Source organism: Sulfitobacter sediminis (genome assembly GCF_040811725.1).
GTDB classification, from domain to species: domain Bacteria; phylum Pseudomonadota; class Alphaproteobacteria; order Rhodobacterales; family Rhodobacteraceae; genus Sulfitobacter; species Sulfitobacter sediminis.
Map to the genome: position 1 here is coordinate 1 of NZ_JBFNXX010000020.1, position 24,807 is coordinate 24,807.

Below are 24,807 nucleotides of genomic sequence, written 5' to 3' on the forward strand. Positions count from 1 at the left end.
GGAGAGATCATCAACGAAGACGCTGAAGCGGACCGGCTGGAAGCCGGTGGTTTATCTCCAATAGATGGAAAATCAATCATGAGTGGCAAGTAGAAATCGTAAAGCTTACCTTACGTCAACAGGGTGGGCTTTTGTAGTGTAGACCTTTTACTTTGACGTCTGCGCTCAAAGGTGCGTTCTATTCAGAACAACACGCCCCTTTTTATCTGGTTAATGGCACGGCGCAGATCGGTTGCATTGAGCAGCGCGATGGAGATATGCGCAGAAGTTGGTGACGCTTGATCAGGCGGCGGTTTGAAGGTGGCGGAGACCGTCGCGGAACTCAACCCCTTGGATGATCTCGGGCAGGCAATTTTGGCCGTCGAGTTTTCGCCATTTCTTCTGGGCGGACATCATCAGCTTGTGGGCCATGGCCAGTCCGGTCTTGCGGCTGAGGCACCCCTTGTTGCGTTTTGTGCAATGCTGGACGGTGGCGAAGGTGCTTTCGATCGGATTTGATGTCCGGATGTGCTTCCAGTGTTCTGCCGGGAAGTCGTAGAAGGTCAGAAGCGCGTCCCTGTCCTTGACCAGCTTGGCGACGGCCTTGTCCCATTTCACACCGTAGGTTCCGATGAAGAAATCGAAGGCGACGTTCGCCTCGGCTTTTGTCTCGGCTTACCAGATGTCGTGCAGATGGCCCTTGGCTTTTCCCCAACTCTTGTCCCTCATGCCGGGCGCGCGGGACGGCAGCGCCCCCACCCGATGTCCCAGTGTCAAACGACCATAAGGGACACGCAATGCAAAAAAGACGGAATTCCGGTCTGGGTAACTTTTTTCACCGGAGATGCAACTTAAGATTGCCGCTCTCGAAAGGTCATACGCTTCACGCCTGTGAAAACGCAAAGGTTTTGGGCAGCCTCTGTGTGACGGCGCGCTACCCGTCGTGCTCTTTCTTCAAAAGATCGTACTTGCGCAGCTTGACATAAAGAGACTGGCGCGACAGCCCCAGCATCTCGGCGGCGGCGACACGGTTGTTCGAGGTCAGCTCAACCGCCGTCTCGATGCACATCTTCTCGATCACGTCCGTGGTCTTGGCCACGATGCCCTTGAGCGTCTGGCTGCCGATCAGTTCGATCACAGAACGCATGTCGACATCGGTGATCTGCTGGCTGGACTTGCGCACCATTTCGGCGCGGCTTGCATCGCGGATCACCATGGCAAAGACCGGCTCCAGCCCCCCGTGAAGCAGGGTCGTGGCGATCTCGACCGGGATCTCGACCCCGTTCTCACCGATCAGACGCGTCGCATAAAGCCGCATTGCCCCGGTCCGGGTGGCGTTCTCGCAGATCACGTTCAGATCGACGGAGCCCCGCCCGAGGAAATCGGTGATGGTGCGCCCCTTGACCGCCTGGGTGTGCACCACATCCGTCAGCCGCATGAAGGCGTCGTTGGCGCTCAGCACGGCGCCCGACTTGTTGATGAAAACGATACCGTCCGCACCTCGTTCGAACAGGCCGGTCAGATGCTCCTCCAGAGCGTCCGAGCGTACCGAGGCGCCTTCCACGTCGTGCAGCTGGCACAGCATCATTTGCTCGCCCGTGGCCCGGAAAAGCGTCGCCCGCAGGTTCAGCTCCCGTCCGCCGCCGGTCTTGACCCGCACGCCCTGCCCCGTCTGGGCATTCGCCGCGCGGCCAAGCACCTCGAGCAGCTTGCCGCTCTCAACCGGCTCCACCAGGTCCGGCAAGCTCTGGCCGAGGATTTCTCCCCGAGAGACGCCAAGGAGCGATACGGCCGAAGGATTGCAGTCAGTTATCTCACCCGATCCCGCCGACAGAAACAGCGTGCCGTCCTGCGTCGCGCTCATCAGCACCCGGAGGCGCGTGTCGTATTCGCGCTGTGCCTCGTAGTCCTTCTCAAGCGCGATCTGCGCCGCAACAAGCTGCTGCTGCATCTCGGCGACCGGCCGCAGGTCCTGTCCCAACAGCAGGATCGCCCCGTCGGTGCCGATGCGGTGGAAACTGTAGCGCACCGGAAACTCGTCCTGGTCCCTGGACGCGGTGTGGTTCAATTCGACAGGACGCACGAGGCCGTCGTGACCGTTGATGAATTGCGCCAGCCGCTCCTCGAACTTGGGGACGGATTCAACGGTCAGATGCGCGCTCAGCGGCTGCCCCTCCCAGCGCGAGAAGGCATATTGCATCTTGGAGTTGGGGTTGCTGAGCACACCGAGCACCTTGCCCGTGCTCGATATGACAAGGGCGACGTCCGCAATGCGCGAGATGATTTCCGAGACGATCTCGGGCTCGATCATCGGGATCAGGCCGCTGGTCCAGGTCATCTCGCCCTGCGACATCATTCGGCCGCTCTCCTGTCGATGTAATCGCAAGGACCCGCCGCTCCGGCACCCTCTGTGGCCGCGCACATGTCGCAGAAATGCAGCGCCTCGTAGATATCCGATGTGAGAATATCCGCCCGGGTGTGGGACATTATGTCTTTGTCTACATGCAGAACGATACCGCCGATAATTACCGGCGTGCCCCGGCTTTCGTTCTTGGAACATGCCACCAATCTTCGGCAGGATTCAAGACTGTCGAGCGAAGAAGTCGATATCATCACGCCGGAATAGCGTTCGTTGCGCACCTGCCGCGCAAGGCTCTCCAGCGTCATTTCGAGATCGAGATGGACCGAAAGCCCCCGGTGGCGCAACTGCCCTGCAAGCACCATAGCGCCGAGAGTGTGCTGCACGCCCTCCGGCACGCCCACAAGATAGGCGGGCGGGCTTTCAACATCGGCCCCGCGCGGATGATCCCAGTCGCTGCCAAGCCGCCGCAGCAGTCCCTGGAGCCGCGCCGCGCCGATTGTCACCGCGGAAAAGTCGAGCGTATCGGCAAGCCAGGCATCGCCGAGACGCCGCGCAACGATGGGCACGTAACTTTCCGCGATCTGCAGCCCGCTGATGCGCGCACGGCGCATGTTCTTGACCACCTCGCCAAGCCGCAACGGCGCCGCATGCAGGCTCGCCTCCATCATCTGGTCCAGATAGGTCTCGAGCGGTTTGCGCGCGGACCCGTCCGATCCGCCGCCCTGCGGAAGCACCGTGGAAAGGGCCCGCCAGGCGACCCGGTTCACCCCTTCAAGGGTGCCCGCGTTGTCAGGTCTTTGGCTAAATGGCATGCCTGTCTCCCTGACAGATGATGCGATGGGATGGGCAGTTTTAGGCGCAATTCACCCAATATCGTCCCTGAGCCGCCCCTGAATGTCAAATTATATTGACAGAATGCTGAAGAACGCGACTAACCAAATGTCTTTATTGATTTTTTATGGCCTGGCCCTCAAATGTCATGCCCTCGTCAATCTGTAAATGAAAGTTGACACATTGCCCTCTTCCTGCGAGATTTCTTCCTGACACTTTCACCAAGGGGGAGCCATGAAAGGCAATCGCGGCAGCGCTACGGTCCGCAAACCGCTCTATACGCCCGCCCAGAAAGAGCGGCGCGATGCCACCCCATGGACGCTGGTTCAGGGCATTCTGGCTCCCTTGCAGTTCCTCGTTTTCCTGGTCTCTCTCGCCCTTGTCTGCCGCTACCTGATCAGCGGTGAGGGATATGCGATCGCCACCTGGTCGATCGTGGTCAAGACGGGCTTTCTCTACCTCATCATGGTGACCGGCGCGGCCTGGGAAAAGGTGGTCTTCGGCCAGTGGCTCTTTGCCCCCGCCTTCTTCTGGGAGGACGTCTTCAGCTTCGCGGTGATCGCGCTGCATACCCTTTATATCGTTGGTCTTTTCTGGACGGGATGGTCGCCCATGACGCTGATCGTGATCGCGCTCGCGGCCTATGCCGCCTACGTGATCAACGCAGGCCAGTTCGTCTGGAAACTCCGCGCCGCGCGCCTTCAGTCGGAGGCCGCCGCATGACCGATCAATTCGCTCCGCCCCCGACCACCGGCTGCCGCTCTTCCCCAGTGCTCAAGCAGCGCGGGCAGCGCGAGGTCTTCTGCGGGCTGACCGGCATCATCTGGTTGCACCGGAAAATCCAGGATGCCTTCTTTCTCGTGGTGGGCTCCCGCACCTGCGCGCACCTTTTGCAAAGTGCCGCGGGCGTGATGATCTTCGCCGAACCGCGATTCGGGACGGCGATTCTCGAAGAAACGGATCTAGCGGGTCTCAACGACGCCCATGCGGAGCTTGACCGCACGGTCGCGCAACTTCTCGCCCGCCGCCCCGACATCCGCCAGTTGTTCCTCGTGGGCTCCTGCCCTTCCGAGGTCATCAAGCTTGATCTGAGCCGCGCCGCCGAACGGCTGACCCGGCAATTCGCGCCGAGGGTCCGCGTGCTCGAATACTCCGGCTCTGGCATCGAGACGACGTTTACCCAAGGCGAGGATGCCTGCCTCGCCGCGATGGTTCCGGTGCTGCCCGAAACCGACGAGCGCGAGCTGCTGGTGGTCGGTGCCCTGCCGGACGTGGTCGAAGACCAGATGCTGGCCCTGCTCGGCGATCTTGGCGTCGGCCGCGTGCGTGTCCTGCCCGCCCAGTCCATCGATACCGAGATGGGGATCGGCCCCAACACCGCCTTCGCCCTCACCCAACCCTTTCTCGGCGACACCCACGCCGCCCTGATCCGCCGCGGCGCCCGCCACATCGCCGCCCCCTTCCCCTTCGGAGAGGAAGGCACAACCGCCTGGCTTGCCGCTATCGCCGCCGAATTCGGCGTCCCGGACGACCGCTTCGCCGCGGTCACCGAGGCCCCCCGCCGCCGCGCCCGCGCCGCCATCGCCCAGGCCAGCGCGCCGTTGCGCGACAAGTCCATCTTCTTCTTCCCCGACAGCCAGATCGAGGTGCCCCTAGCCCGCTTCCTGATCCGCGAATGCGGGATGAGCGCGATCGAGGTGGGCATGCCCTACATCCACGACGCCCTGCACGGCCCGGACCTCGACCTGCTGCCGCAAGGGCCCCAGATCTCCGAAGGCCAGGATGTCGACCTGCAACTTGACCGCTGCCGCGCCGCGCGGCCCGACCTTACCGTCTGCGGCCTCGGTCTCGCCAACCCGCTCGAGGCCGAGGGCCTCTCCACCAAATGGGCCATCGAACTGGTCTTCACACCCGTCCATTTCTACGAACAGGCCGGCGACCTCGCCGCCCTCTTCGCCCGCCCTCTGCACCGCAAGTCCCTCCTCACAAGAAGCGCGGAGGTCGCCGCGGAATGACCCCGTCCCACCTTCATCTTTCCCCTAGAATTCCGGGGGCCGGGGCAGCGCCCCGGTCCGACGACAGCCGAAGGCGCGGGGGCCGGACATGAAGCTCACCGTCTGGACATATGAAGGCCCGCCCCACGTCGGTGCCATGCGGGTCGCAACGGGGATGCGCGGGCTGCACTACGTCCTGCATGCCCCCCAGGGCGACACTTATGCCGATCTGCTGTTCACGATGATCGAACGCCGCGATCACCGCCCGCCGGTCACCTACACCACCTTCCAGGCCCGTGATCTGGGCTCCGACACGGCGGGACTCTTCAAGAAAGCCTGCCAGGACGCCTACGACCGCTTCAAACCGCAAGCGATCATCGTCGGCGCCTCCTGCACGGCGGAACTCATCCAGGACGATCCCGGCGGACTGGCCGAGACCATGGGGCTGCCGATCCCCGTGATCCCACTGGAACTCCCCAGCTACCAGCGCAAGGAGAACTTCGGCGCGGATGAGACCTTCTTCCAGATCGTCCGCCATCTGGCCAGGCCAATGGAAAAAACACCGCGCGTCTCCTGCAACATCCTCGGCCCCACCGCCCTCGGCTTCCGCCACCGCGACGACGTGGCCGAGATCACCAACCTGCTCTACGAGCTTGGGATCGAGGTCAACGTGACGGCTCCGATGGGTGCTACCCCCTCCGACATCGCGACAATGGGCCAGGCCCATTTCAACGTGCTGCTCTACCCCGAAACCGGGGAACAGGCCGCCCGCTTCTGCGAACGGACCTTTGATCAGCCCTACACCAAAACCGTACCGCTGGGCGTGAACGCCACGCGGGATTTCATCGAGGAGGTGCGCCACCTCTCTGGCTCCACCGCCCCGATCGACGACCGGGGCCTGCGCCAGACCTGGTGGTCGCGCAGCGTGGATTCCACCTATCTGACCGGCAAGCGCGTTTTCATCTTCGGTGACGGCACCCATGTCCAGGCCGCCGCCCGCATCGCCCGCGACGAGATGGGGTTCGAGGTGGCGGGCCTTGGTTGCTACAACCGCGAATTCGCCCGCCCCGTCCGCGCCCTGGCGAAGGAATTCGGCGTCGAGCCACTGATCACCGACGACTACCTCGAGGTCGAGCGCGCCATCGAGGCGCTGCAGCCCGAGATGATCCTTGGCACCCAGATGGAGCGCCACATCGGCAAACGCCTCGGTATCCCCTGCGCGGTGATCTCCGCCCCGGTGCACGTGCAGGACTTTCCCGCCCGCTACTCTCCCCAGATGGGGTTCGAGGGGGCGAACGTCATCTTCGACACCTGGATCCACCCGCTGGTCATGGGGCTGGAAGAGCATCTGTTGCACATGTTCCGCGAGGATTTCGAATTCCACGATGCGGCCGGTCCCTCGCATCACGGCGTCCATGCGTCTGCGGCGGGCGTCGCAGGGGGGGCAGCCCCCCATCGGCCGGAGGCCGATTCCCCCCGGAATTGTAATGGAAAGATGAAGCCGGGAGAGGTCATCTGGCTGGACCGGGCTGAGCAGGAGCTGAAGAAAATACCTTTCTTCGTGCGCGGCAAGGCCCGGCGCAATACCGAGAAATTCGCGGCCGATCAGGGCCTGCACGAAATCTCCCTCGATACCCTTTATGAGGCAAAGGCCCATTTTGCGCGATGACGTGACGCATATCCTCTACCGCGTCGCGCTGGTGACGCTGGACCGCCACGCGGCGGGCCCCGCCGCGCGCGCAGCGCCGCGTCTGGCGCAGGATTTCCCCGGACTGCATCTCGCCATTCACGCTGCCGCGGAATGGGAGAAGGACCCCGCCGCCCTTCTGGCCGCCCGCGACGACATTGCCCGCGCCGACATTATCGTGACCTCGGTCATCTTCCTTGAAGATCACATCAAAGCGATACTGCCGGACCTCAAGGCTCGCCGCGCAGACTGCGACGCCATGGTTGGCATCATCGCCGACCAGGAGATCGTGCAACTCACCCGTATGGGCGACCTCGACATGTCGCGCCCTGCCTCGGGCGCCATGGCGCTTCTGAAAAAGCTGAAACCGGCCAGCAAGAACGGCAGTTCGGGCGCAGGCCAGATGAAAATGCTGCGGCGCCTGCCGAAACTCCTGCGTCTCATCCCCGGCAAGTCGCAGGACCTGCGCGCCTGGTTCCTTGCCATGCAATACTGGTTGGGCGGGTCGGACGAGAATATCGAAAGCCTGATCCGTTTCCTCATCTCCCGCTATGCCTCACGGCCCCGGTGGCGCGGCACACACGCGGCGCTGCCCATCGACTACCCCGACGTCGGCCTCTACCACCCGGACCTGCCCGGCACCGGCATCACCACCGACGTCACGGACCTGCCCGCACGCGGCGATGGCCCTACCGTGGGCCTGCTGATGCTGCGCAGCTACATCCTCGCCGGTGACACGGCGCATTACGCCCATGTCATCCGCACCTTCGAGGCGCAGGGCATGCGCGTTATTCCCGCCTTCGCAGGCGGGCTCGACGGACGGCCCGCGATGGAGGCCTATTTCGGCAAGGTCGACGCGCTTGTCTCGCTCACCGGTTTCTCCCTTGTCGGCGGCCCGGCCTATAACGACAGCGATGCCGCCGTCGACGCGCTGCAGAAACTCGATGTTCCCTACCTCACCGCGCAACCGCTGGAATTCCAGACGTTGCGGCAATGGGCAACGGGCAATCAGGGCCTGAGCCCGGTTGAATCCACCATGCTCATCGCCCTGCCAGAAATCGACGGCGCGGCAAATCCCACGGTCTTTGCGGGTCGGCATGGACAGGACGGATGCGACGGCTGCGCGGTGCGCTGTCCGGCACGGGGCGATGTCAAGGCCATGGCCCCCTGCCCCGAACGTATCGAGGCGCTGGCGGAAAAGGCCCACCGCCTTGCCACGCTGCGCCGAAAGAAGAACGCCGAGAAGAACCTTGCCGTCGTTCTTTTCGGCTTCCCGCCCAACGCCGGGGCCGTCGGGACCGCCGGCTATCTAAGTGTTTTCGAAAGCCTTTTCAATACCTTGCACCGCCTCAAGACGGAAGGCTATGACCTTGAGCCGCCGGCAACCGTCAATGAGTTGCGCAAGGCCGTCCTCGAAGGCAACGCGCGCACCTACGGGCAGGAAGCCAACATCGCCGCCACCGTCAGCGCGGACCAGATCGTCTCACGCACACCATGGCTGGAGGAAATCGAGGCGACCTGGGGCCCCGCCCCCGGGAAGGTACAGTCAAACGGCCGCGAGGTTTTCATCCTCGGCGCGCAGTTCGGTCGCATCTTCGTCGGCGTCCAGCCCGGCTTTGGCTACGAGGGCGACCCGATGCGCCTGCTTTTCGAGCGTGGCTTTGCCCCGACCCACGCCTTCAGCGCCTTCTACCAGTACCTCAAGCACGATTTCGGGGCCGACGCCGTCCTGCATTTCGGCATGCATGGCGCGCTGGAATTCATGCCGGGCAAGCAAAACGGCCTTTCAGGCGCGGATTGGCCCGAACGGCTGATGGGCAACCTGCCGAATATCTATCTCTACGCCGCGAACAACCCCTCGGAGGCGACGCTGGCCAAGCGCCGCGCGGGCGCGGTGACGGTGACACACCTCACGCCGCCCCTACAGGCCGCCGGCCTTTATCGGGGATTGGCCGACCTCAAGGACAGTCTGCAACGTTTCCGCGCCCTGCCCTCCGGCGATCCCGCGCGGAACGAGTTGCGCGATCTGATCGCCGCACAGGCCGAGACGGTGAACCTTGACGGCGCGGAACCCGATACCCTCTGGCTGAAACTGCTGGAAACCGAAGCGGCGCTGATCCCGGATGGCCTTCACATCGTCGGCAAGCCGCTGACGGGCGACCAGCGTGCGGACCTGCTGAACCTGATGAGCTTTGACAGCGAGGAAGACCGCCACGCCACTGCCGCGACCCTCGCCCAAGACAACGAACTCCCCGCCCTCATGCGCGCGCTGAACGCCCAATACATCGCCCCCGTCCCCGGCGGCGACGTGATCCGCGCGCCGGAAATTCTGCCCACGGGCCGCAACATCCACGCTTTCGACCCCTTCCGCATGCCCACGGCCTTTGCAATGGCCGATGGCGCGGCACAGGCGCAGGCTTTGATCGAAACGCACCGGACCCTGCCGCGCACGGTTGCCTTGGTCCTTTGGGGCAGCGACAACATCAAATCCTCCGGCGGTCCCATCGGGCAGGCGTTGGCGCTCATGGGCGCCAAGCCGCGCTTTGACAGCCACGGCCGTCTTTGCGGCGCAGACCTGATCCCGCTCAATGACCTCGGCCGCGCCCGCGTCGACGTGGTGATGACCCTGTCGGGCATCTTCCGCGACCTGCTGCCGCTGCAGACGAAACTCCTGGCCGACGCCGCCTACCAATGTGCCGCAGCCGATGAGCCGGAAGCGCTGAATCCGATCCGGCAGCACGCGCTCGCCTTCATGAAGGCCCATGATTGCGACCTGAAGACCGCCGCCCTCCGCGTCTTCTCCAATGCCGAAGGCGCTTACGGCTCGAACGTCAACCAGCTCGTCGACAGCTCCGCCTTCGACGACGACACGGACCTCGCCGACGCCTATGAGGCGCGCAAATCCTTCGCATACGGCACGGACGGAGAGGCGTCCCAACAGGCAGCCCTGCTGCAGGACACGCTGAAGAACGTCGATCTCGCCTACCAGAACCTTGAATCCGTCGAACTGGGTGTGACCACCGTCGACCACTACTTCGATACGCTGGGCGGCATCGCCTCCGCCGTCAAACGCGCCAAGGGCGACGACACCACCCCTGTCTACATCGGCGACCAGACGCGCGGCGCGGCCACCGTGCGCACGCTGCAGGATCAGGTCGCCCTTGAGACCCGCGCGCGCTCCCTCAACCCGAAGTTCTACGAACCGCTTCTGAAACACGGCCACGAAGGTGTGCGCCAGATCGAGGCGCATATCACCAACACCGTCGGCTGGTCCGCAACGACCGGCAAGGTCGACCCCTGGGTCTACCAGCGGCTGTCGGAAACCTTCGTGCTGGATGGCGCGATGCGCAAACGCCTCGCCGACCTGAACCCGCAGGCGTCGATGCGCATGGCCAACCGCCTGCTCGAGGCTTCCGACCGCGACTACTGGCAGCCCGATGCGGAGACACTGGCCGCCCTGCAATCCGCAGCCGACGCTATCGAAGACCAACTCGAAGGGATCGCCGCCGAATGACGTATCCCATGAACCCGATGAGCCCCGGCAAGGGCGCAAAGAGGAGCCCCCATGGCACTTGACAGAACACCCCCCAACCTGCGCGGTCAGGACGGCGAAGGCTCCGTACAGGTGCACCAAGAGGCCTCGATGAAGATCGAGGGGGCCAAGGTGTTCTCGGTCTACGGCAAGGGCGGGATCGGCAAATCGACAACATCGTCGAACCTCTCCGCCGCCTTCTCCAAGCTGGGCAAGCGCGTGCTGCAGATCGGCTGCGATCCCAAGCACGACAGCACCTTCACCCTGACCGGCAGCCTCGTCCCCACGGTGATCGACATCCTCAAGGAAGTCGATTTCCACCCCGAGGAACTGCGCGCCGAGGATTTCGTTTTCGAAGGGTTCAACGGCGTGAAATGCGTCGAGGCGGGCGGGCCACCGGCAGGCACCGGCTGTGGCGGCTATGTCGTGGGCCAGACCGTGAAGCTGCTGAAACAGCATCACCTCTTGGAAGACACCGATGTGGTGATCTTCGACGTCCTCGGCGATGTGGTCTGCGGTGGTTTCGCGGCCCCGCTGCAACACGCCGACCGGGCGCTGATTGTCACGGCGAACGACTTCGACAGCATCTACGCGATGAACCGCATCATCGCCGCCGTGCAGGCCAAGTCGAACAATTACAAGGTGCGGCTCGCCGGATGTGTGGCCAACCGCTCCAAGGACACGGACGAGGTCGACCGCTACTGCAAGACCGTGGGCTTCAACCGCATCGCGCATATGCCCGACCTCGACGCCATCCGCCGCAGTCGCCTGAAGAAAAAGACGCTCTTCGAGATGGACCTCGATGACGACATCGCCGCGGTTCAGAAGGAATACATCCGCCTTGCCGAAACGCTCTGGAACGGGACGGAACCGCTGGCCCCTGCCCCACTGCCAGATCGCGAGATCTTTGAACTGCTGGGATTTGACTGAGTGAGCTACGAAGCCACAAGAAACCGGGTCGAAACCTATTTCGACCGCACCGCGACCAAGGTCTGGGAGCGTCTGACCTCCGACGCGCCAGTTTCCGGCATCCGCGCCACCGTCCGCGCGGGCCGCGACCGGATGCGCGAAGTGATCCTGAACGCACTGCCCGCCGACCTAACCGGCGCACGGGTTCTCGATGCGGGATGTGGCACCGGAACACTCGCCTTCGAACTCGCTTCACGCGGCGCAGAGGTGCTGGGCGTCGACATCTCCCCGCAACTAATTGATATAGCTATAAAACGCACGCCCAACAACCTGCACGACCGGATCACCTTCCGCGCCGGAGACATGCTCGACCCTGCCCACGGAACCTTCGATCAAGTCGTCGCGATGGACAGCCTGATCTACTACACCGCCCCCGACATCGACCGCATCCTCGACGGCCTCGCCCCGCGCCTCACCCAGAACATGGTCTTCACCGTCGCCCCGCGCACGCCGCTCCTGATGCTGATGTGGCGCGCGGGCAAGCTGTTTCCGCGATCCGACCGCTCGCCGGTCATGATCCCGCATTCCGCCCGCGAACTAGCCGCCGCACTCTCAACCGGCACGATCCGCGACATCGAACGTGTCACCTCGGGCTTCTACATCTCCCAAGCGCTGGAGTACCGCCCATGATCCCGCGCAGCGTCGTCAAGAACGCGAGCCTCAGGATGCTCCCATTCTCCGACGCGGTGTCGGACCAGCTTCCGCTGGGACAGCTTCTGCGGCTCTCGCTCTTCCAGATCAGCGTCGGTATGGCCTCGGTCATGCTGCTGGGCACGCTTAACCGCGTGATGATCGTTGAGCTGGGCGTCGCAGCCACCATCGTCGCAATCATGATCGCCATTCCGGTGCTCGTCGCCCCCTTCCGGGCGCTTCTGGGTTTCCGGTCGGACATATACCGCTCCGCCATCGGGTGGAAACGGATCCCCTACCTCTGGTTCGGCTCGCTCTGGCAATTCGGCGGCCTCGCGATCATGCCCATGGGCCTGCTGGTCCTTTCGGGCGATCAGGCCGTTGGCCCCTCATGGGCGGGCGAGGTCGGAGCGGCGCTGGCATTCCTGCTCACCGGGCTTGGCATGCACATGACCCAGACCGCCGGTCTGGCCCTTGCCGCCGACCGGGCAAGCGAAGAGACACGGCCGCAGGTCGTGGCCCTTCTCTACGTGATGTTCCTGATCGGGATGGGGCTATCTGCCGTCCTCATCGGCACATTACTACGTGATTTCAGCGCCTTACGCCTCGTTCAGGTGGTACAGGGCGCTGCCGTCGTCACCATCCTGCTCAACATCGTCGCGCTGTGGAAACAGGAAAAAGTCGCCCCCATGACCAAGGCGGAACGCGAGGCGCCCCGCCCGCTTTTCCGCGACGCCTGGGCGGATCTGACGAAAGACACCGAGGCGACGCGCCTGCTGGTCGTCGTCTTCCTCGGCACGTTGGCCTTCAACATGCAGGACGTGCTGCTTGAGCCCTACGGCGGCGAAATCCTCGGCCTGTCGGTCTCGGCCACCACGCTCCTCACGGCCGCTTGGGCAATTGGCGCGCTCATCGGCTTCGGGCTTGCCGCGAAATGGCTCAAGCAGGCCATCAACCCTCACCGCATGGCCGCGCGCGGCATCCTGATGGGGCTCATCGCCTTCTGCGCCGTGATTTTCGCCGCCCCGATGAACTCCGCACCGCTGTTCTTTGCCGGGGCCTTCGGCATCGGCATCGGCGGCGGGCTCTTCGCCGTCTCCACTCTCACCTCCGCCATGGCCCTCGATACCGAGGGCGCGGCGGGCAAGGGGCTGGCCCTTGGCGCCTGGGGCGCCGCACAGGCCACCGCCGCGGGTGTCTCGATCTTCTTTGGCGGCGCGCTGCGCGACGTAATCAACGCCGCCGCCCTGAACGGCGCGCTCGGAGAGGCGCTGCAATCCGCCACCACCGGCTATTCGGTCGTCTACCACCTCGAAATCGCGCTGCTTTTCGCAACGCTCATCGCGCTCGGGCCGCTGGTCCGGGCGCGCCCGCTCACCGAAACCGCGTCCCGTCCCATCGGGCTCGCGGATTTCCCAACGTAAACCCGATCCAAGGCGCACCTCCGGGTGCGGCACACGAAACCACGGAGGCAATAAAATGGTTGGTGTAGAATTCTTCGGAAACTTCGATCTGGCGAGCGCCGCTATATGGCTCTTCTGGATCTTCTTCGCGGGGCTGGTGTTTTACCTCCAGACCGAAAACATGCGCGAGGGTTACCCGCTCGAAACCGATGACGGGCAGATCGCGCCGAACCAGGGCCCGTTCCCGGTGCCCAAGGACAAGACCTTCATCCTTCCGCATGGACGGGGCGAGGTGAGGGTGCCCAGCGGTCAGCACCCCGACCGGCCTGTTCTGGCACTCCAGCGCACCGCCAAGGCCGCAGGCAGCCCCTATGTGCCTACGGGTGATCCGATGATGGACGGCGTGGGCCCCGCATCCTGGGCCCCGCGCCGCGACGTGCCCGAGCTTGACGCGCATGGTCACGCCAAGATCAAGCCGCTGTCCAAGCTTGACGATTTCCACGTCTCCGCCGGGCGCGACCCGCGCGGTTTGGCCGTCGTCACCGGCGATGGCGAGGTCGTGGGCCGCGTGACTGACATGTGGGTCGACGTGCCGGAACAGATGGTCCGCTATCTGGTGATGGACGTGAACCCCGAAGGCACGGGCAAGATCCGGCTGATCCCGATGAACTTCGCAAGGATCAAATCCGACCGCGTCGTGATCCGGTCGCTCTACGCGCACAACGTGGACGGCATTCCGACGATCAAGAGCGACGGCGAGATCACGCTGCTCGAGGAAGAAAAGATCATGGCCTACTTCGGCGGCGGCACGCTCTACGCGCACCCAAGCCGTGAAGAGCCGGTGATCTGAGCACAGACGCCGGGCCTTCCAGCCAGGGGCCCGGCCAAGACACAGGGATGAATGCCATGCACCACGACGACTTCAAGTTCGAACCCGTCCCCGGCCTGCCGGAAGCCTTGCCCGAGGGCGAGCACATCCTGTGGCAGGGTCGGCCAGACAGCCTCCGTCTGGCAAAGGACGCCTGGAAACTCAACTGGGTGCTTGGCTACTTCATCGTTCTGGCGGTCTGGCGCGTGGGGGTCTCCTCCACCGCCTACCCGCTGAACGAAGCCATGGGCCATGGCATCCCCTTTCTGATCGCCGGGCTGCTGGCCTGCGGGATTCTCTACACCATTGCCGTCGTCCAGGCGCGCAGCACGATCTACACGCTCACGAACAAGCGTGTGGCCATGCGCATCGGTGCGGCGCTGACGATGACGCTGAACCTTCCTTATGTGCAGATCAGGAATGCCGAGCTGATGATGCACCGCTCCGGCAAGGGCACCATCGCATTTGAGCTATTGGGCGACACCCGCCTCTCTTACCTGATGACCTGGCCGCACACGCGGCCATGGCGCTTTGCCCACACTCAACCGGCGCTGCGCTCGATCCCCGACGCCAAGCGCGTCGCGGCGATCTTTGCCGAGACGGCCGAGGCCCGCGTGGCAGAGCCGCAGATCACCCGCATCGCCCCCACAGCAGACCCAATCGCGGCGGAGTAACCGACATGGCACATCAAACCTCATCACTCGCCAACCAGATGAAGATGCGCGACCGCGAAATGGTCCCCCGAGTCCTCGTCATGGCCATGTTCGCCCTGATGGTCGCCTCGCTTGCGCTGGTAAGCTTTGCGGTGCTGACCGACCAGCCCCTGCGCGGCGTGCCCGCCGACAGCCCCGTGGTGGCGGAACGCGCCATCACGCTGGAAGGCACCCGAAACGCCGGCGTGCGCGTGCTGGATGCGTCAGGAGCCGAGATCGCCCATTCACAGATGCGCCGCGCCGGTTTCATCGACGTGATCTGGGTCGCCATCAGCCGCGAGCGCAAGGTTCAGGGCATCACCGGCAACCCCGACCTGCGCCTTGTCCGCTTTGCCAACGGACACACCGCCATCATCGACCCTGCCACTGACTGGTCCATCGAACTGATCGGTTACGGCAAGGACAACATCGCAGCTTTCGCCAGGCTGCTCGACTGAAGCACTCATGAAAGGGACAACATCATGGGATTGATCACACGCAGCAAAGAGACGGCCCCCTGCACCGTCACCATCAGCCACAGGTTCGAGGAACTCTCGGCCCATGTGAAATTCAACAACGGCGCCGTCGTCTATCCCGGTGACAGCGTGCTGGTCCACGGGGCCGAGATCATGGCCCCCTACGGCCAGATCGTCGAGGAAGAACGCACCGCCACCATCACCCGGGCAAGCAAGCTGGAACAGCTCTGGACCCGCATGACGGGCGATTTCGAATTCATGGAACTCTGCGAGTTTTCCTTCTCCGAAGAGGTGCTGTCATGAACGCCCAGAACCCGATCAAGCATTCCGCCTACGCCAAGACCGCCGAAGAAGGCCTCGCCGCGCAAGAGGCGCTCGACGCCGGTGTGACCACCTCTGAAGAGGCCACAGCCGTCGCGATGCAGAACACGCTGCTGACGCCGCGCTTTTACACCACCGATTTCGACGAGATGGACGCGATCGACGTCTCTTCCGTGCGTGATGAGTGGGACGTGCTGATCAATTCGATGAAAGCAGATCCTAACAGGGGCCATTTCCAGAAAAACGAAGACTGGGACGACGTCGATTGGGACGGGATGGAACCGCGCCTGAAGCGCGAGTTCATTGACTTCCTGATCTCGTCCTGCACCGCCGAATTCTCGGGCTGCGTGCTCTACAAGGAGATGAAGCGCCGGGGTGCCAATGAGGATATCACCACCCTCTTCCAGCTGATGGCGCGGGACGAGGCACGCCACGCGGGCTTTATCAACGATGCCCTGCGCGAGGCGGGCATCCGCGTGAACCTCGGGTTCCTGACGCAGCAAAAGAAATACACCTACTTCCGGCCCAAGTTCATCTACTACGCGACATACCTCAGCGAAAAGATCGGCTACGCCCGCTACATCACCATCTTCCGCCATCTTGAGGCGCACCCGGAGCATCGCTTCCACCCGATCTTCAAGTGGTTCCGCGAATGGTGCAATGACGAGTTCAGCCATGGCGAGGCCTTCGCCCTGCTGATGAAAACAGACCCTAAATTGACGGAAAGCTTCACCAACAAGCTCTGGATCAAGTTCTTCCTCACAGCCGTCTATTCGACCATGTGGGTCCGCGATCACCAGCGCCCGGTGTTCCACGAGGCGTTGGGCGTAGACACCACCTGGTACGGTCAGGAGGTGTTCCGCAAGACCTCCGAGATCTCGCGCCAGGTCTTCCCGCTGACGCTCGACATCGACCACCCGCGCTGGCGCAAGAACCTCGACCGGATGGAGGCGGCCAGCCGCCAGATCGACGCTGCGAAAAAGCGCGGCGGTGTGGGCGGCATGATCAGCCGCATCGGCGGTATGGCAAAAGCCGCAACAGCCTTTGTCAGCCTCTACACGATCCCATCCAAGCCCAACCAGGTGCCGGACAGCCCGCGCCTGCAACCGGCCTATTGAGGAGAAGAAATGGCGTCCCCCTGGACCGCAGCATTGATCGCAGTATTCGCCTGGTGGTTCTTCACCGGGGCGATCCTGCTGGTCGTGCGCCGCGCGGACGGGGGGGATGCCGTGGCCCATGGCCGCAACGTGTTCCTGTCGATCCCGCTATTCGCGCTGGGGGCCGCAGGGCTGGTCATCTCCGCCACCGAACTGACGCTGGCGAACGTCTACATCGCTTTCGGCAGCACCCTGCTGATCTGGGGCTGGATCGAACTGGCCTTCCTCGCCGGTGTCATCACCGGCCCGGAACGCCGCCCCTGCCCTCCCGGCCTGACCGGCATGGCCCGTTTCGCCCGCGCTTGGCATACCATCAGCCATCACGAACTGCTGCTGCTCTTTGCACTGCTGGCCATCGTCGTTATCACAACCGGTACCGAGAACACCTTCGGATTCTGGGCGTACCTGATCCTCTTCGTGGCGCGCATCTCGGCCAAGCTGAACCTCTTTTTCGGCGTGCCGCGCATCAACACGGAATTCGTACCGCAGCCGCTACAGCACCTGAAAAGCTACTTCCGGCAAGGCCCGATCACCATGGCCTTCCCCCTCGGCGTGACCTTCCTGTCGATCACCGCCGCCTGTTTCGCCGAGCGCATGGTCTCGGCCTCCTCGCCCGAAGCCCTTGCCGGCTTCGCCCTGCTCACCGCGCTGGCGACCCTCGCCACGCTCGAACACTGGCTGATGGTGGTACCCCTGCCCGATGCCAAGCTCTGGCGCTGGATGCTGCCAGAAAGCCCACATGCAACGAAGGACCGGACCCATGAACTTTGATGCCCTGTTTCAAGCCCAACTCGACCAGCTCAAGCAAGAGGGCAACTATCGCTATTTCGCCGAGCTGGAGCGCAAGGCGGGCAAGTTTCCCCGTGCCGCAAACCACGTGGACGGAGAGAAGCGGGACGTCACCGTCTGGTGCTCCAACGACTACCTGGGCATGGGTCAGAACCCCAAGGTGATCGACGCGATGTGCGAGGCGGTGAAACGGACCGGAACGGGTGCGGGTGGGACACGCAACATCTCGGGCACCAACCATGACCACCTGCTGCTGGAAGCCGAATTGGCGGACCTGCACGGCAAGGACGCGGCGCTCCTTTTCACCTCCGGATATGTCTCTAACTCGGCCGCTTTGTCCTGTCTGGGCAACCGGTTGGAGAATTGCGTCATTCTCAGCGACAGCGGCAACCATGCTTCGATGATCGAAGGCATCCGCCATTCCCGCGCGCAAAAGGTGATCTGGAAACACAATGATGTGGCAGATCTGGAGGCCAAGCTTGCCGCCCTGCCCGCCAACGTTCCGAAGATCGTCGCCTTCGAAAGCGTCTACTCCATGGACGGCGACATCTGCCCCATGCGCGAGATCGTCGAAGTGGCCGAAAAGTTCGGCGCCATGACCTACCTTGACGAGGTCCACGCGGTCGGCATGTACGGCCCGCGCGGCGGCGGTGTCAGCGAACGCGAAGGTCTCGCAGACCGCATCACCCTGATCGAAGGCACGCTCGGCAAGGCCTTCGGCGTCGTCGGCGGCTACATCACCGGCTCCGCGGCCCTCTGCGACTTCATCCGCAGCTTTGCCTCCGGCTTCATCTTCACCACTGCCCTGCCCCCGGCCATCGCCGCCGCCGCGCGCACGTCCATCCGGCACCTCAAGGAGAGCAGCGTCGAGCGTGAACGTCAGAAAGAGCAGGTCGCCAAACTGCGCCGACTCCTCGACCAGGCGGGCATCCCGCACATGATGAACGACAGCCACATCATCCCGGTTATGATCAAGGACCCGGTCAAGACAAGGATGCTGGCCGACTACCTGATGGAGGAATGGGGCATCTACGTCCAACCCATCAACTATCCCACCGTGCCAAAGGGCACCGAGCGGCTGCGCTTTACGCCGTCGCCCCTGCATTCGGACAAGGACATCGCCTATCTGGTCGATGCACTGACGCATCTGTGGAGACAATGCGCGATCAGTCACGCGGTCGCATGAAGAACCTCGCGTCAATTTGAGGAACCGGGGGAAGGCCGATTAGGTTAGGCTGCCATCATGACCTCGACGCTTCCCCTCTGCGCCGTGCTGCGCAACGGCGAGACCGTGCTGATCCGTGAAATCGGGCCAGAGGACCGCCCGCTCATGCGGGACGGTTTCGAGAAGCTTTCGGCCCAGTCGCGCTTTTTCCGCTTTCTGGCCCCCCACCGCGCGCTTTCCGAGGCGGAGCTTGACAGGTTCACCGAGGAAAACACCGACGAGCATTTCGCCATCGGCGCGGTCTCTATCGGCGTGGAGGCCGATATGCCCATCGCCACCGCCCGCTTCGTGCGCCTGTCGGAGGGGGCGAAAGACGCGGAATTCGCGATGACCATCATCGACAGTCACCAGCGCCTCGGCCTCGGGTCCCTGCTGCTGCGCACGCTGGCGCGGGCGGCGCAGGCGCGCGGCGTGGAGCGCTTTACCGCGCTTCTGCATCACGAGAACGAGGGGATGCAGGCGCTGCTGCGCCTTTTCGGCGGCTATCGCGAGGTGCCGGGAACCGAGGAGGAATGGGTTTTGCCCCTGCCCCTCAAAACACTGCCGGAAAAGTCCACCGAGATCGCGATCTGGCGAGAAGCAGGTTGACCAAAGACGCCATTGCGCTTGGTTGACGGGGGATAATGGCATATATTGCCAACATACGAGAGATGGAGCCGATTATGTCCACCCGCAACGTTGTTCTGACGGACCATCAGGACACGCTCATCGAAAAGCTGATCTCTTCCGGACGGTACCAGAACGCGTCGGAAGCCCTGCGCGCCGGACTGCGTCTGCTGGAAGAGGAGGAAACCGCACTGGAAGCCCTGCGCGAACACCTCGCCGAGAGCATCGCGCAGGCAAAGCGCGGGGAATTTGCGGACGGGTCGGGAGATGAAGCAATTCGACAGGCCTTCGCCGAAGGCAGGAGGCGCGCCGGTCTGTGAGCAAGACCTTCGAGCTCACCCCCTTCGCGAAATCCAATCTCATCGACATCGTCGTCTGGACGATACAGAACTTCGGGGTCGCGCAGGCGGAGAAATACGAAGCCATGATCCTGGCCCGTTGTGCAGGTCTGACTGATGGAACGACGCCAAGCCGGGACTGCGCAACATTGGAAGGGAAACCCGGGCCGAGCGGGCTGCTCTTTGCGCGCGCCGAGCGGCACTTCATCATCTTCGAGGAGAACGACGAACGGATCGTTGTTCTGGCGTTTCTTCACGTGGCAAGCGATCTGGTAAATCGGATTGGGGCGCTCAAAGACAAGCCATTCAGCCTGCGCTAGCTACCGCCAGTCGAAAAACCCCTCCCCTGCCCTCTCAAGGAGCCGCTGAGCCATCTCACGCCCCGCCTGGGCCCCATCCTCCACCGGACAGCGTACCGCATCCTCAAGCGCCTCTGAGCCGTCCGGACGCAGGATTTCGCCGCGCAGGTGCATCTCCGACCCCTCCAGATCCGCGAGACCGGCAATCGGCGTCTCGCAGGAGCCGTCCAGCGCCTCGAGAAACGCCCGCTCGGCCGCGAGGCGCTGGCCCGTGGGTTTGTCATGGATCGCCTCGAGCATCTCGGCGATGCGGGCGTCGTTCATGCGCCGTTCGATCCCGATGGCGCCCTGCGCCACGGCGGGCAGCATCGTATCGGCCTCGATCGGCGTCTTCGGCACCTCGTCCATCCCCAGCCGGTTCAGCCCTGCCATGGCCAGAAACGTGGCCTCCGCCACACCCTGCTCCAGCTTCATCAGCCGGGTCTGCAGGTTGCCGCGAAACTCGACGACCTCCAGATCCGGCCGCTGCAGTTTAAGCTGTGCGCGTCGCCGCAGACTTGAGGTGCCGACAACCGTGCCCGCGGGCAAGTCGTCCAGACCCTTGGCCCGGGGTGAGATGAAAGCGTCCCGCACATCCTCACGCGGCAGATAGGTGTCTAACAAAAGGCCTTCGGGCTGAATCGTCGGCATGTCCTTCATCGAGTGCACCGCGATATCGATCTTGCCGGCCAGCAGATCGTCCTCGATCTCGCGCGTGAACAGGCCTTTGCCGCCGATGTCCTTCAGCGGCCGGTCGATGATCTTGTCGCCCGTGGTCTTGATCACCACGATGGTGAAGGCCTCGAACGGCAGGTCAAAGGCGCGCGCCAAACGCTCGCGTGTCTCATGCGCCTGCGCCAGCGCCAGCGGAGAACCGCGCGTGCCGATGTTCAGGGGTGTCAGCGGGGTGGGTAGATCGAGAGCCATGACCCTTCGTAGCGCTGTAAACCAAGGCTGACAACTCTTGTATCTGACCTTGCGAAAAAGCATGATGCGCGAAACACTTATCCCGGGGAAAGAGCTGCCATGAGCAAAGACAAAACCATCCTGCGCGCGCTTGCGGGCGAGACGCTGCCCACACCGCCCATATGGATGATGCGCCAGGCGGGCCGCTACCTGCCCGAGTACAAGGCGACGCGGGCCCAGGCCGGGGATTTCCTGTCGCTGTGCTACAATCCCGAACTGGCCGCCGAGGTGACGTTCCAGCCCATTCGCCGCTACGGGTTCGATGCCGCGATCCTCTTTGCCGATATCCTGCTGATACCGCAGGCGCTGGGGGCCGACCTGTGGTTCGTCACCGGTGAGGGGCCGCGCCTGTCGACGCTCACGACACAGGCGGAATTGGATGCGCTGAAACCGGTCGAGGCGATCCACGACACGCTGAGCCCGATCTACGAGACAGTGAAGATCCTCTCCAAGGGTCTGCCCAAGGAAACCACGCTCATCGGTTTCGCCGGCGCGCCCTGGACCGTGGCCACCTACATGATCGCCGGGCGCGGAACGCCGGACCAGGGGCCGGCCCATGCGCTCAAGGCCGAGAACCGGGCGGTGTTCGAAGGGCTGATCGACCGGATCACCGCGGCGACGGTGTCGTACCTCTCGGAACAGATCAAGGCGGGGGCCGAGGTGGTCAAGATCTTTGACAGCTGGGCCGGATCACTGCAAGGCGCTGATTTCGATGCGTTTTCCCTCAAGCCGATGCAACGCATCACCGCCGAGATCAAGGCGCTGCACCCTGATGTGCCGGTCATCGCCTTTCCCCGCGGTGCTGGCGAGCGTTATGCGGGGGCGCACCGGGCCATCGGCGCGGAATGCATCGCAATTGACGACGGCGTCACGGCGGAATGGGCGGCGGAACACGTGCAAAAGGACGGCTGTGTACAGGGCAACCTTGCCTCGTCGCACATGGTGACCGGTGGCGACGCGCTGCTCAGCGAGACGCGGCGCATCGTCAGGGCGTTCTCGAAGGGCCCGCATATCTTCAACCTCGGACACGGAATCACGCCGGATGCCGATCCGGAAAATGTGAAACTGATGATCGATACGGTGCGCGGCGGGTAATGGGGGCTCTGCCCCCATCGCACGGGCCGCGACTCCCACGGAGTTGTAGGGGAAAGATGAAGATCATGTGATGATCTCGATGCTCCCGACGGCATCGTCCACCTCCCGGCAGGCCCTCAGCAGCACGCTTTCGAGGTGAGCCTGTACGTAAGCCGCGTGAAACCGGCTCGGCGCCTTGAGCGTCAGCCGCCCCCCTGCCCTGCCCGCGCGTGTCAGTGCCTGTATCCAGGCACCAAATCGTCCCTGATCCTCGGCAAAAAGCACCGCACGGGCCAAGCCCCATTCAGTCGCCTCGTCGATCTCGGGGGCTTTGACGGTCCCTTTTACCGGGAACGGCACCACCGTCTCCGCCGGGACGCCCTCCAGCCTGAGCGCGAAATCCGGGCCGACCTCGGGCCAGATCGCCCGCGTCGCCTCCAGCATCGCGGCGCTGTCGATGCCGTAGGTCGCCACCCTGCCCCGCGCACCCTGCCGCTTGACCACCAGCCATCCCATCGCCCGCAGCTTGGCCAGCTCCCGTTTGACCGTGCGTTCATTGCAGGACCATAGCCGCGCGATCTCGCGCTGGCCGATGGAGAGCTCGTCTCGCGCCCAGTTGTAGCGGGCTGTCAGCAACGTGATGAACCGCAGCACCAGCCGCTGATCGTGCTTACCCAACGACAAGGCATGCGCCCCGAGCGCGGTGATCAAATCGTATTTGCGTGCGGCGGCCCCCGGCCCCGCAAGCCTTTTCTGGAGCATGTCCCTGCCCGCCTCTTGCCGCGACGGCGTACCGACGCTTACCTCATTGTCCGAACTCTTTGGTCCGGTTGCGTGGCTGTCAGAGAAACTCAACGCTTTTCCGCAGCCTGTCCTGATTTGCGTCCAAAGTTGCGATTCTGTCAAGGCTTGGCTGGTTCGGCGGTTGCAGCATCCCCAATTCATGAATGAAAATCAAGGTATCAAAGGTATTGCGGGACATCCAGCGTGTCCCCTATTCGGCCTCTTTTGTCCCCTATTAGTCTCTGTGCACCAGAAACCTGTCCCGTCATTCCAGCCCTGATGACGACTTCGGGAGAGCCATTCCCGATTCGCCGAACGCCCAAGGAATAAAGGGTCAAACGTATAATATTCAGATTTACTTTTTTCGCAAATTCGGCGTAAATCAGGAAGCAGCCGGAATTTGCGTCCAGTCTATGGCGCAAGATCACCGGATTACAGGCTGTCCCCGCGGGGACACATCAAGAAAAATGAATAAACAGAGGCGGTTGAGCATGTTTACACACGAAAGTCTGGCCAAGCTACAGGCGCAGTCCCTCAAGATGCAGGGCTTTATCCGCCAGCAGACCTTCTCGCCCGAGAACGAGAAGACCCTGCGCCGCTTCTCAAGCTGGGAGGTTGCGGAGTTGATCTTCAAGGTGAACCAGTCGACCCTGCGGGGACGGCTGGCGGCGGACCCTTCCCTGCCCCAGGGTCAGACCGAAGAGGAAGGGCGGCAGCACTGGTACTCCCTCGAAGAGATTAATGAATTGCGCCGCCGTCTGAAGGTCAATCGCAAGTCCCTGATGCCGCCCCGCCCCGCGGGCAAGCGCGCGATCCGCGCGGCGATCGCCAACTTCAAGGGTGGTGCGGGCAAATCCACCGTGGCGCTGCACTTTGCCCATGCCGCCGCCCTCGACGGCTACCGGGTGCTGGTGGTGGACTTTGACCCTCAGGCGACACTGAGCCATTCCATGGGACTCAATGACGTGAGCGAGGAGTACACGGTCTGGGGCGTCATGGCGCGTGACCTCATCCGCGAGACGGAGCGGATGAACGCCGCCGTGCAGGGGGCGGAAAGCGGCGCCGCCCTGCCCCAGCGCAAGCTGCCAAGCAGCATCACCGAGATGGGGTTGAGCGAGTTGCGCGCCACCGACTTCATCAAGCCCACCAACTGGCCCACGATCGACGCCCTGCCCTCCTGCGCCAACGCGGCCTTTGTGGAATTTGCCAGCGCGCAGTATCGGCACCTGAACCCGGAATGGTCCTTCTTTGCCGCCGTGTCCCGCTACCTCGACAGCCTGCCGGATGACGCCTACGACATCATCATCTTCGACTGCCCGCCCGCCATCGGCTACCAGTCGATGAACGCGGTCTTTGCGGCAGACGTTCTCTACATCCCCTCGGGGCCCGGTTACTGGGAATACGATTCCACCACGTCCTTCATCGGCCAACTGGCCGAAGCGCTGGAAGACCTGGAACGCTTCGGCGGCGCCGTCCCCGCAGGGACACTGGCGCTGCCCAAGGTCTTCGCCGACGTCCGCTTTCTGCTGACCCGGTTCGAGGCCAACAACGAATTGCACCGCGCGATGCAGTCAGCCTTCGGCAAGGTATTTGGCGACAGACTGGCGGAGCACCCCATCGAGATGACCCGCGCGGTGGAGCAATCGGGGCGCTTTCTCAGCTCCATCTACGAAACCGACTACCGCGACATGACGCGCGAGACGTGGCGGCGCGCACGGGCGTCCTTCGATCAGGCCTACGAAGAGTTCAAGGGCTACCTGATCGACGCTTGGGACACGATTTGAGGC

At 63.4% G+C, this 24,807-nt stretch carries 23 protein-coding genes and 1 pseudogene; 19 read left to right on the top strand and 5 right to left on the bottom strand.

What is annotated here, in order from left to right:
• Positions 1-282 precede the first annotated feature (282 nt).
• The 3 genes and pseudogenes from AB2B41_RS19065 to AB2B41_RS19075 form a co-directional block, all read right to left on the bottom strand.
• Positions 283-687: pseudogene (locus AB2B41_RS19065) on the bottom strand (transposase); the annotation flags it as partial.
• Between the two features lie 226 nt (positions 688-913).
• Complete coding sequence (gene ppsR, locus AB2B41_RS19070; RefSeq protein ID WP_367879417.1) at positions 914-2,335, bottom strand: transcriptional regulator PpsR; 1,422 nt, start codon at positions 2,333-2,335, stop codon at positions 914-916.
• Complete coding sequence (locus AB2B41_RS19075) at positions 2,332-3,153, bottom strand: cobalamin B12-binding domain-containing protein (RefSeq protein WP_367879418.1); 822 nt, start codon at positions 3,151-3,153, stop codon at positions 2,332-2,334. Before AB2B41_RS19075 ends, ppsR begins: the two co-directional genes overlap by 4 nt.
• Before the next feature lie 253 nt (positions 3,154-3,406).
• Here AB2B41_RS19075 and bchF point away from each other — a divergent pair, with 253 nt between their 5' ends.
• From bchF to AB2B41_RS19160, 17 genes are all read left to right on the top strand, one after another.
• Positions 3,407-3,895, top strand: coding sequence for a 2-vinyl bacteriochlorophyllide hydratase (gene bchF, locus AB2B41_RS19080; protein WP_367879419.1), 489 nt, complete (start codon positions 3,407-3,409; stop codon positions 3,893-3,895).
• Complete coding sequence (locus AB2B41_RS19085; RefSeq protein WP_367879420.1) at positions 3,892-5,187, top strand: ferredoxin:protochlorophyllide reductase (ATP-dependent) subunit N; 1,296 nt, start codon at positions 3,892-3,894, stop codon at positions 5,185-5,187. Before bchF ends, AB2B41_RS19085 begins: the two co-directional genes overlap by 4 nt.
• Positions 5,188-5,275: 88 nt before the next feature.
• Entirely contained in the window at positions 5,276-6,835 is a 1,560-nt protein-coding gene (gene bchB / locus AB2B41_RS19090) for a ferredoxin:protochlorophyllide reductase (ATP-dependent) subunit B (protein ID WP_367879421.1), read from the top strand.
• Entirely contained in the window at positions 6,807-10,367 is a 3,561-nt protein-coding gene (locus tag AB2B41_RS19095) for a magnesium chelatase subunit H (RefSeq protein WP_367879422.1), read from the top strand. The genes bchB and AB2B41_RS19095 overlap by 29 nt, the downstream gene beginning before the upstream one ends.
• A gap of 51 nt (positions 10,368-10,418) precedes the next feature.
• Positions 10,419-11,315, top strand: coding sequence for a ferredoxin:protochlorophyllide reductase (ATP-dependent) iron-sulfur ATP-binding protein (bchL, locus tag AB2B41_RS19100; protein ID WP_367879423.1), 897 nt, complete (start codon positions 10,419-10,421; stop codon positions 11,313-11,315).
• The gene (gene bchM, locus AB2B41_RS19105) at positions 11,316-11,984 is read left to right on the top strand and encodes a magnesium protoporphyrin IX methyltransferase (RefSeq protein ID WP_367879424.1); all 669 of its coding nucleotides are present in this window, start codon (positions 11,316-11,318) and stop codon (positions 11,982-11,984) included.
• Positions 11,981-13,408, top strand: a complete 1,428-nt coding sequence (locus tag AB2B41_RS19110; protein ID WP_367879425.1) for a PucC family protein — start codon at positions 11,981-11,983, stop codon at positions 13,406-13,408. The genes bchM and AB2B41_RS19110 overlap by 4 nt, the downstream gene beginning before the upstream one ends.
• A gap of 55 nt (positions 13,409-13,463) precedes the next feature.
• Positions 13,464-14,237 (top strand): photosynthetic reaction center subunit H, encoded by a 774-nt coding sequence (puhA, locus tag AB2B41_RS19115; RefSeq protein ID WP_367879426.1) that lies wholly within the window; start codon positions 13,464-13,466, stop codon positions 14,235-14,237.
• 56 nt (positions 14,238-14,293) lie between these two features.
• Positions 14,294-14,929, top strand: coding sequence for a photosynthetic complex putative assembly protein PuhB (gene puhB / locus AB2B41_RS19120; RefSeq protein WP_367879427.1), 636 nt, complete (start codon positions 14,294-14,296; stop codon positions 14,927-14,929).
• Between the two features lie 5 nt (positions 14,930-14,934).
• Entirely contained in the window at positions 14,935-15,405 is a 471-nt protein-coding gene (puhC, locus tag AB2B41_RS19125) for a photosynthetic complex assembly protein PuhC (protein ID WP_367879428.1), read from the top strand.
• 24 nt (positions 15,406-15,429) lie between these two features.
• Positions 15,430-15,726 (top strand): hypothetical protein, encoded by a 297-nt coding sequence (locus AB2B41_RS19130; protein ID WP_367879429.1) that lies wholly within the window; start codon positions 15,430-15,432, stop codon positions 15,724-15,726.
• The gene (acsF, locus tag AB2B41_RS19135; protein WP_367879430.1) at positions 15,723-16,862 is read left to right on the top strand and encodes a magnesium-protoporphyrin IX monomethyl ester (oxidative) cyclase; all 1,140 of its coding nucleotides are present in this window, start codon (positions 15,723-15,725) and stop codon (positions 16,860-16,862) included. Before AB2B41_RS19130 ends, acsF begins: the two co-directional genes overlap by 4 nt.
• Positions 16,863-16,871: 9 nt before the next feature.
• Complete coding sequence (gene puhE / locus AB2B41_RS19140; RefSeq protein ID WP_367879431.1) at positions 16,872-17,672, top strand: putative photosynthetic complex assembly protein PuhE; 801 nt, start codon at positions 16,872-16,874, stop codon at positions 17,670-17,672.
• Positions 17,662-18,876, top strand: a complete 1,215-nt coding sequence (gene hemA / locus AB2B41_RS19145) for a 5-aminolevulinate synthase (protein WP_367879432.1) — start codon at positions 17,662-17,664, stop codon at positions 18,874-18,876. Before puhE ends, hemA begins: the two co-directional genes overlap by 11 nt.
• Positions 18,877-18,933: 57 nt before the next feature.
• On the top strand, positions 18,934-19,503 hold the full coding sequence (locus AB2B41_RS19150) for a GNAT family N-acetyltransferase (RefSeq protein WP_367879433.1): 570 nt from the start codon (positions 18,934-18,936) through the stop codon (positions 19,501-19,503).
• Between the two features lie 74 nt (positions 19,504-19,577).
• Positions 19,578-19,841 carry a type II toxin-antitoxin system ParD family antitoxin gene (locus tag AB2B41_RS19155; protein ID WP_367879434.1) on the top strand — a complete coding sequence of 88 codons (264 nt, stop codon included), beginning with the start codon at positions 19,578-19,580 and terminating at the stop codon, positions 19,839-19,841.
• Positions 19,838-20,179 (top strand): type II toxin-antitoxin system RelE/ParE family toxin, encoded by a 342-nt coding sequence (locus AB2B41_RS19160; RefSeq protein ID WP_367879435.1) that lies wholly within the window; start codon positions 19,838-19,840, stop codon positions 20,177-20,179. The genes AB2B41_RS19155 and AB2B41_RS19160 overlap by 4 nt, the downstream gene beginning before the upstream one ends.
• On the opposite strand, the gene hemC is transcribed toward AB2B41_RS19160, so the two are convergent.
• Entirely contained in the window at positions 20,180-21,124 is a 945-nt protein-coding gene (gene hemC / locus AB2B41_RS19165; protein ID WP_367879436.1) for a hydroxymethylbilane synthase, read from the bottom strand.
• Between the two features lie 99 nt (positions 21,125-21,223).
• Here hemC and hemE point away from each other — a divergent pair, with 99 nt between their 5' ends.
• Positions 21,224-22,258 carry a uroporphyrinogen decarboxylase gene (gene hemE, locus AB2B41_RS19170; RefSeq protein WP_367879437.1) on the top strand — a complete coding sequence of 345 codons (1,035 nt, stop codon included), beginning with the start codon at positions 21,224-21,226 and terminating at the stop codon, positions 22,256-22,258.
• 63 nt (positions 22,259-22,321) lie between these two features.
• Here the strand turns inward: hemE and AB2B41_RS19175 are convergent, their stop codons facing one another.
• On the bottom strand, positions 22,322-22,999 hold the full coding sequence (locus AB2B41_RS19175) for a hypothetical protein (RefSeq protein ID WP_367879438.1): 678 nt from the start codon (positions 22,997-22,999) through the stop codon (positions 22,322-22,324).
• Between the two features lie 512 nt (positions 23,000-23,511).
• On the opposite strand from AB2B41_RS19175, the gene AB2B41_RS19180 reads away from it, so the two are divergent.
• Positions 23,512-24,804 carry an AAA family ATPase gene (locus AB2B41_RS19180; RefSeq protein WP_367879439.1) on the top strand — a complete coding sequence of 431 codons (1,293 nt, stop codon included), beginning with the start codon at positions 23,512-23,514 and terminating at the stop codon, positions 24,802-24,804.
• The last annotated feature ends 3 nt before the right edge of the window (positions 24,805-24,807 follow it).

Coding starts and splice junctions, on each gene's coding strand:
- ppsR (WP_367879417.1), bottom strand. CDS start 2,335: ATGATGTCGCAGGGCGAGATGACCTGGACCAGCGGCCTGATCCCGATG.
- AB2B41_RS19075 (WP_367879418.1), bottom strand. CDS start 3,153: ATGCCATTTAGCCAAAGACCTGACAACGCGGGCACCCTTGAAGGGGTG.
- bchF (WP_367879419.1), top strand. CDS start 3,407: ATGAAAGGCAATCGCGGCAGCGCTACGGTCCGCAAACCGCTCTATACG.
- AB2B41_RS19085 (WP_367879420.1), top strand. CDS start 3,892: ATGACCGATCAATTCGCTCCGCCCCCGACCACCGGCTGCCGCTCTTCC.
- bchB (WP_367879421.1), top strand. CDS start 5,276: ATGAAGCTCACCGTCTGGACATATGAAGGCCCGCCCCACGTCGGTGCC.
- AB2B41_RS19095 (WP_367879422.1), top strand. CDS start 6,807: ATGAGGCAAAGGCCCATTTTGCGCGATGACGTGACGCATATCCTCTAC.
- bchL (WP_367879423.1), top strand. CDS start 10,419: ATGGCACTTGACAGAACACCCCCCAACCTGCGCGGTCAGGACGGCGAA.
- AB2B41_RS19110 (WP_367879425.1), top strand. CDS start 11,981: ATGATCCCGCGCAGCGTCGTCAAGAACGCGAGCCTCAGGATGCTCCCA.
- puhA (WP_367879426.1), top strand. CDS start 13,464: ATGGTTGGTGTAGAATTCTTCGGAAACTTCGATCTGGCGAGCGCCGCT.
- puhB (WP_367879427.1), top strand. CDS start 14,294: ATGCACCACGACGACTTCAAGTTCGAACCCGTCCCCGGCCTGCCGGAA.
- puhC (WP_367879428.1), top strand. CDS start 14,935: ATGGCACATCAAACCTCATCACTCGCCAACCAGATGAAGATGCGCGAC.
- AB2B41_RS19130 (WP_367879429.1), top strand. CDS start 15,430: ATGGGATTGATCACACGCAGCAAAGAGACGGCCCCCTGCACCGTCACC.
- acsF (WP_367879430.1), top strand. CDS start 15,723: ATGAACGCCCAGAACCCGATCAAGCATTCCGCCTACGCCAAGACCGCC.
- puhE (WP_367879431.1), top strand. CDS start 16,872: ATGGCGTCCCCCTGGACCGCAGCATTGATCGCAGTATTCGCCTGGTGG.
- hemA (WP_367879432.1), top strand. CDS start 17,662: ATGAACTTTGATGCCCTGTTTCAAGCCCAACTCGACCAGCTCAAGCAA.
- AB2B41_RS19150 (WP_367879433.1), top strand. CDS start 18,934: ATGACCTCGACGCTTCCCCTCTGCGCCGTGCTGCGCAACGGCGAGACC.
- AB2B41_RS19155 (WP_367879434.1), top strand. CDS start 19,578: ATGTCCACCCGCAACGTTGTTCTGACGGACCATCAGGACACGCTCATC.
- hemC (WP_367879436.1), bottom strand. CDS start 21,124: ATGGCTCTCGATCTACCCACCCCGCTGACACCCCTGAACATCGGCACG.
- hemE (WP_367879437.1), top strand. CDS start 21,224: ATGAGCAAAGACAAAACCATCCTGCGCGCGCTTGCGGGCGAGACGCTG.
- AB2B41_RS19175 (WP_367879438.1), bottom strand. CDS start 22,999: ATGCTCCAGAAAAGGCTTGCGGGGCCGGGGGCCGCCGCACGCAAATAC.
- AB2B41_RS19180 (WP_367879439.1), top strand. CDS start 23,512: ATGTTTACACACGAAAGTCTGGCCAAGCTACAGGCGCAGTCCCTCAAG.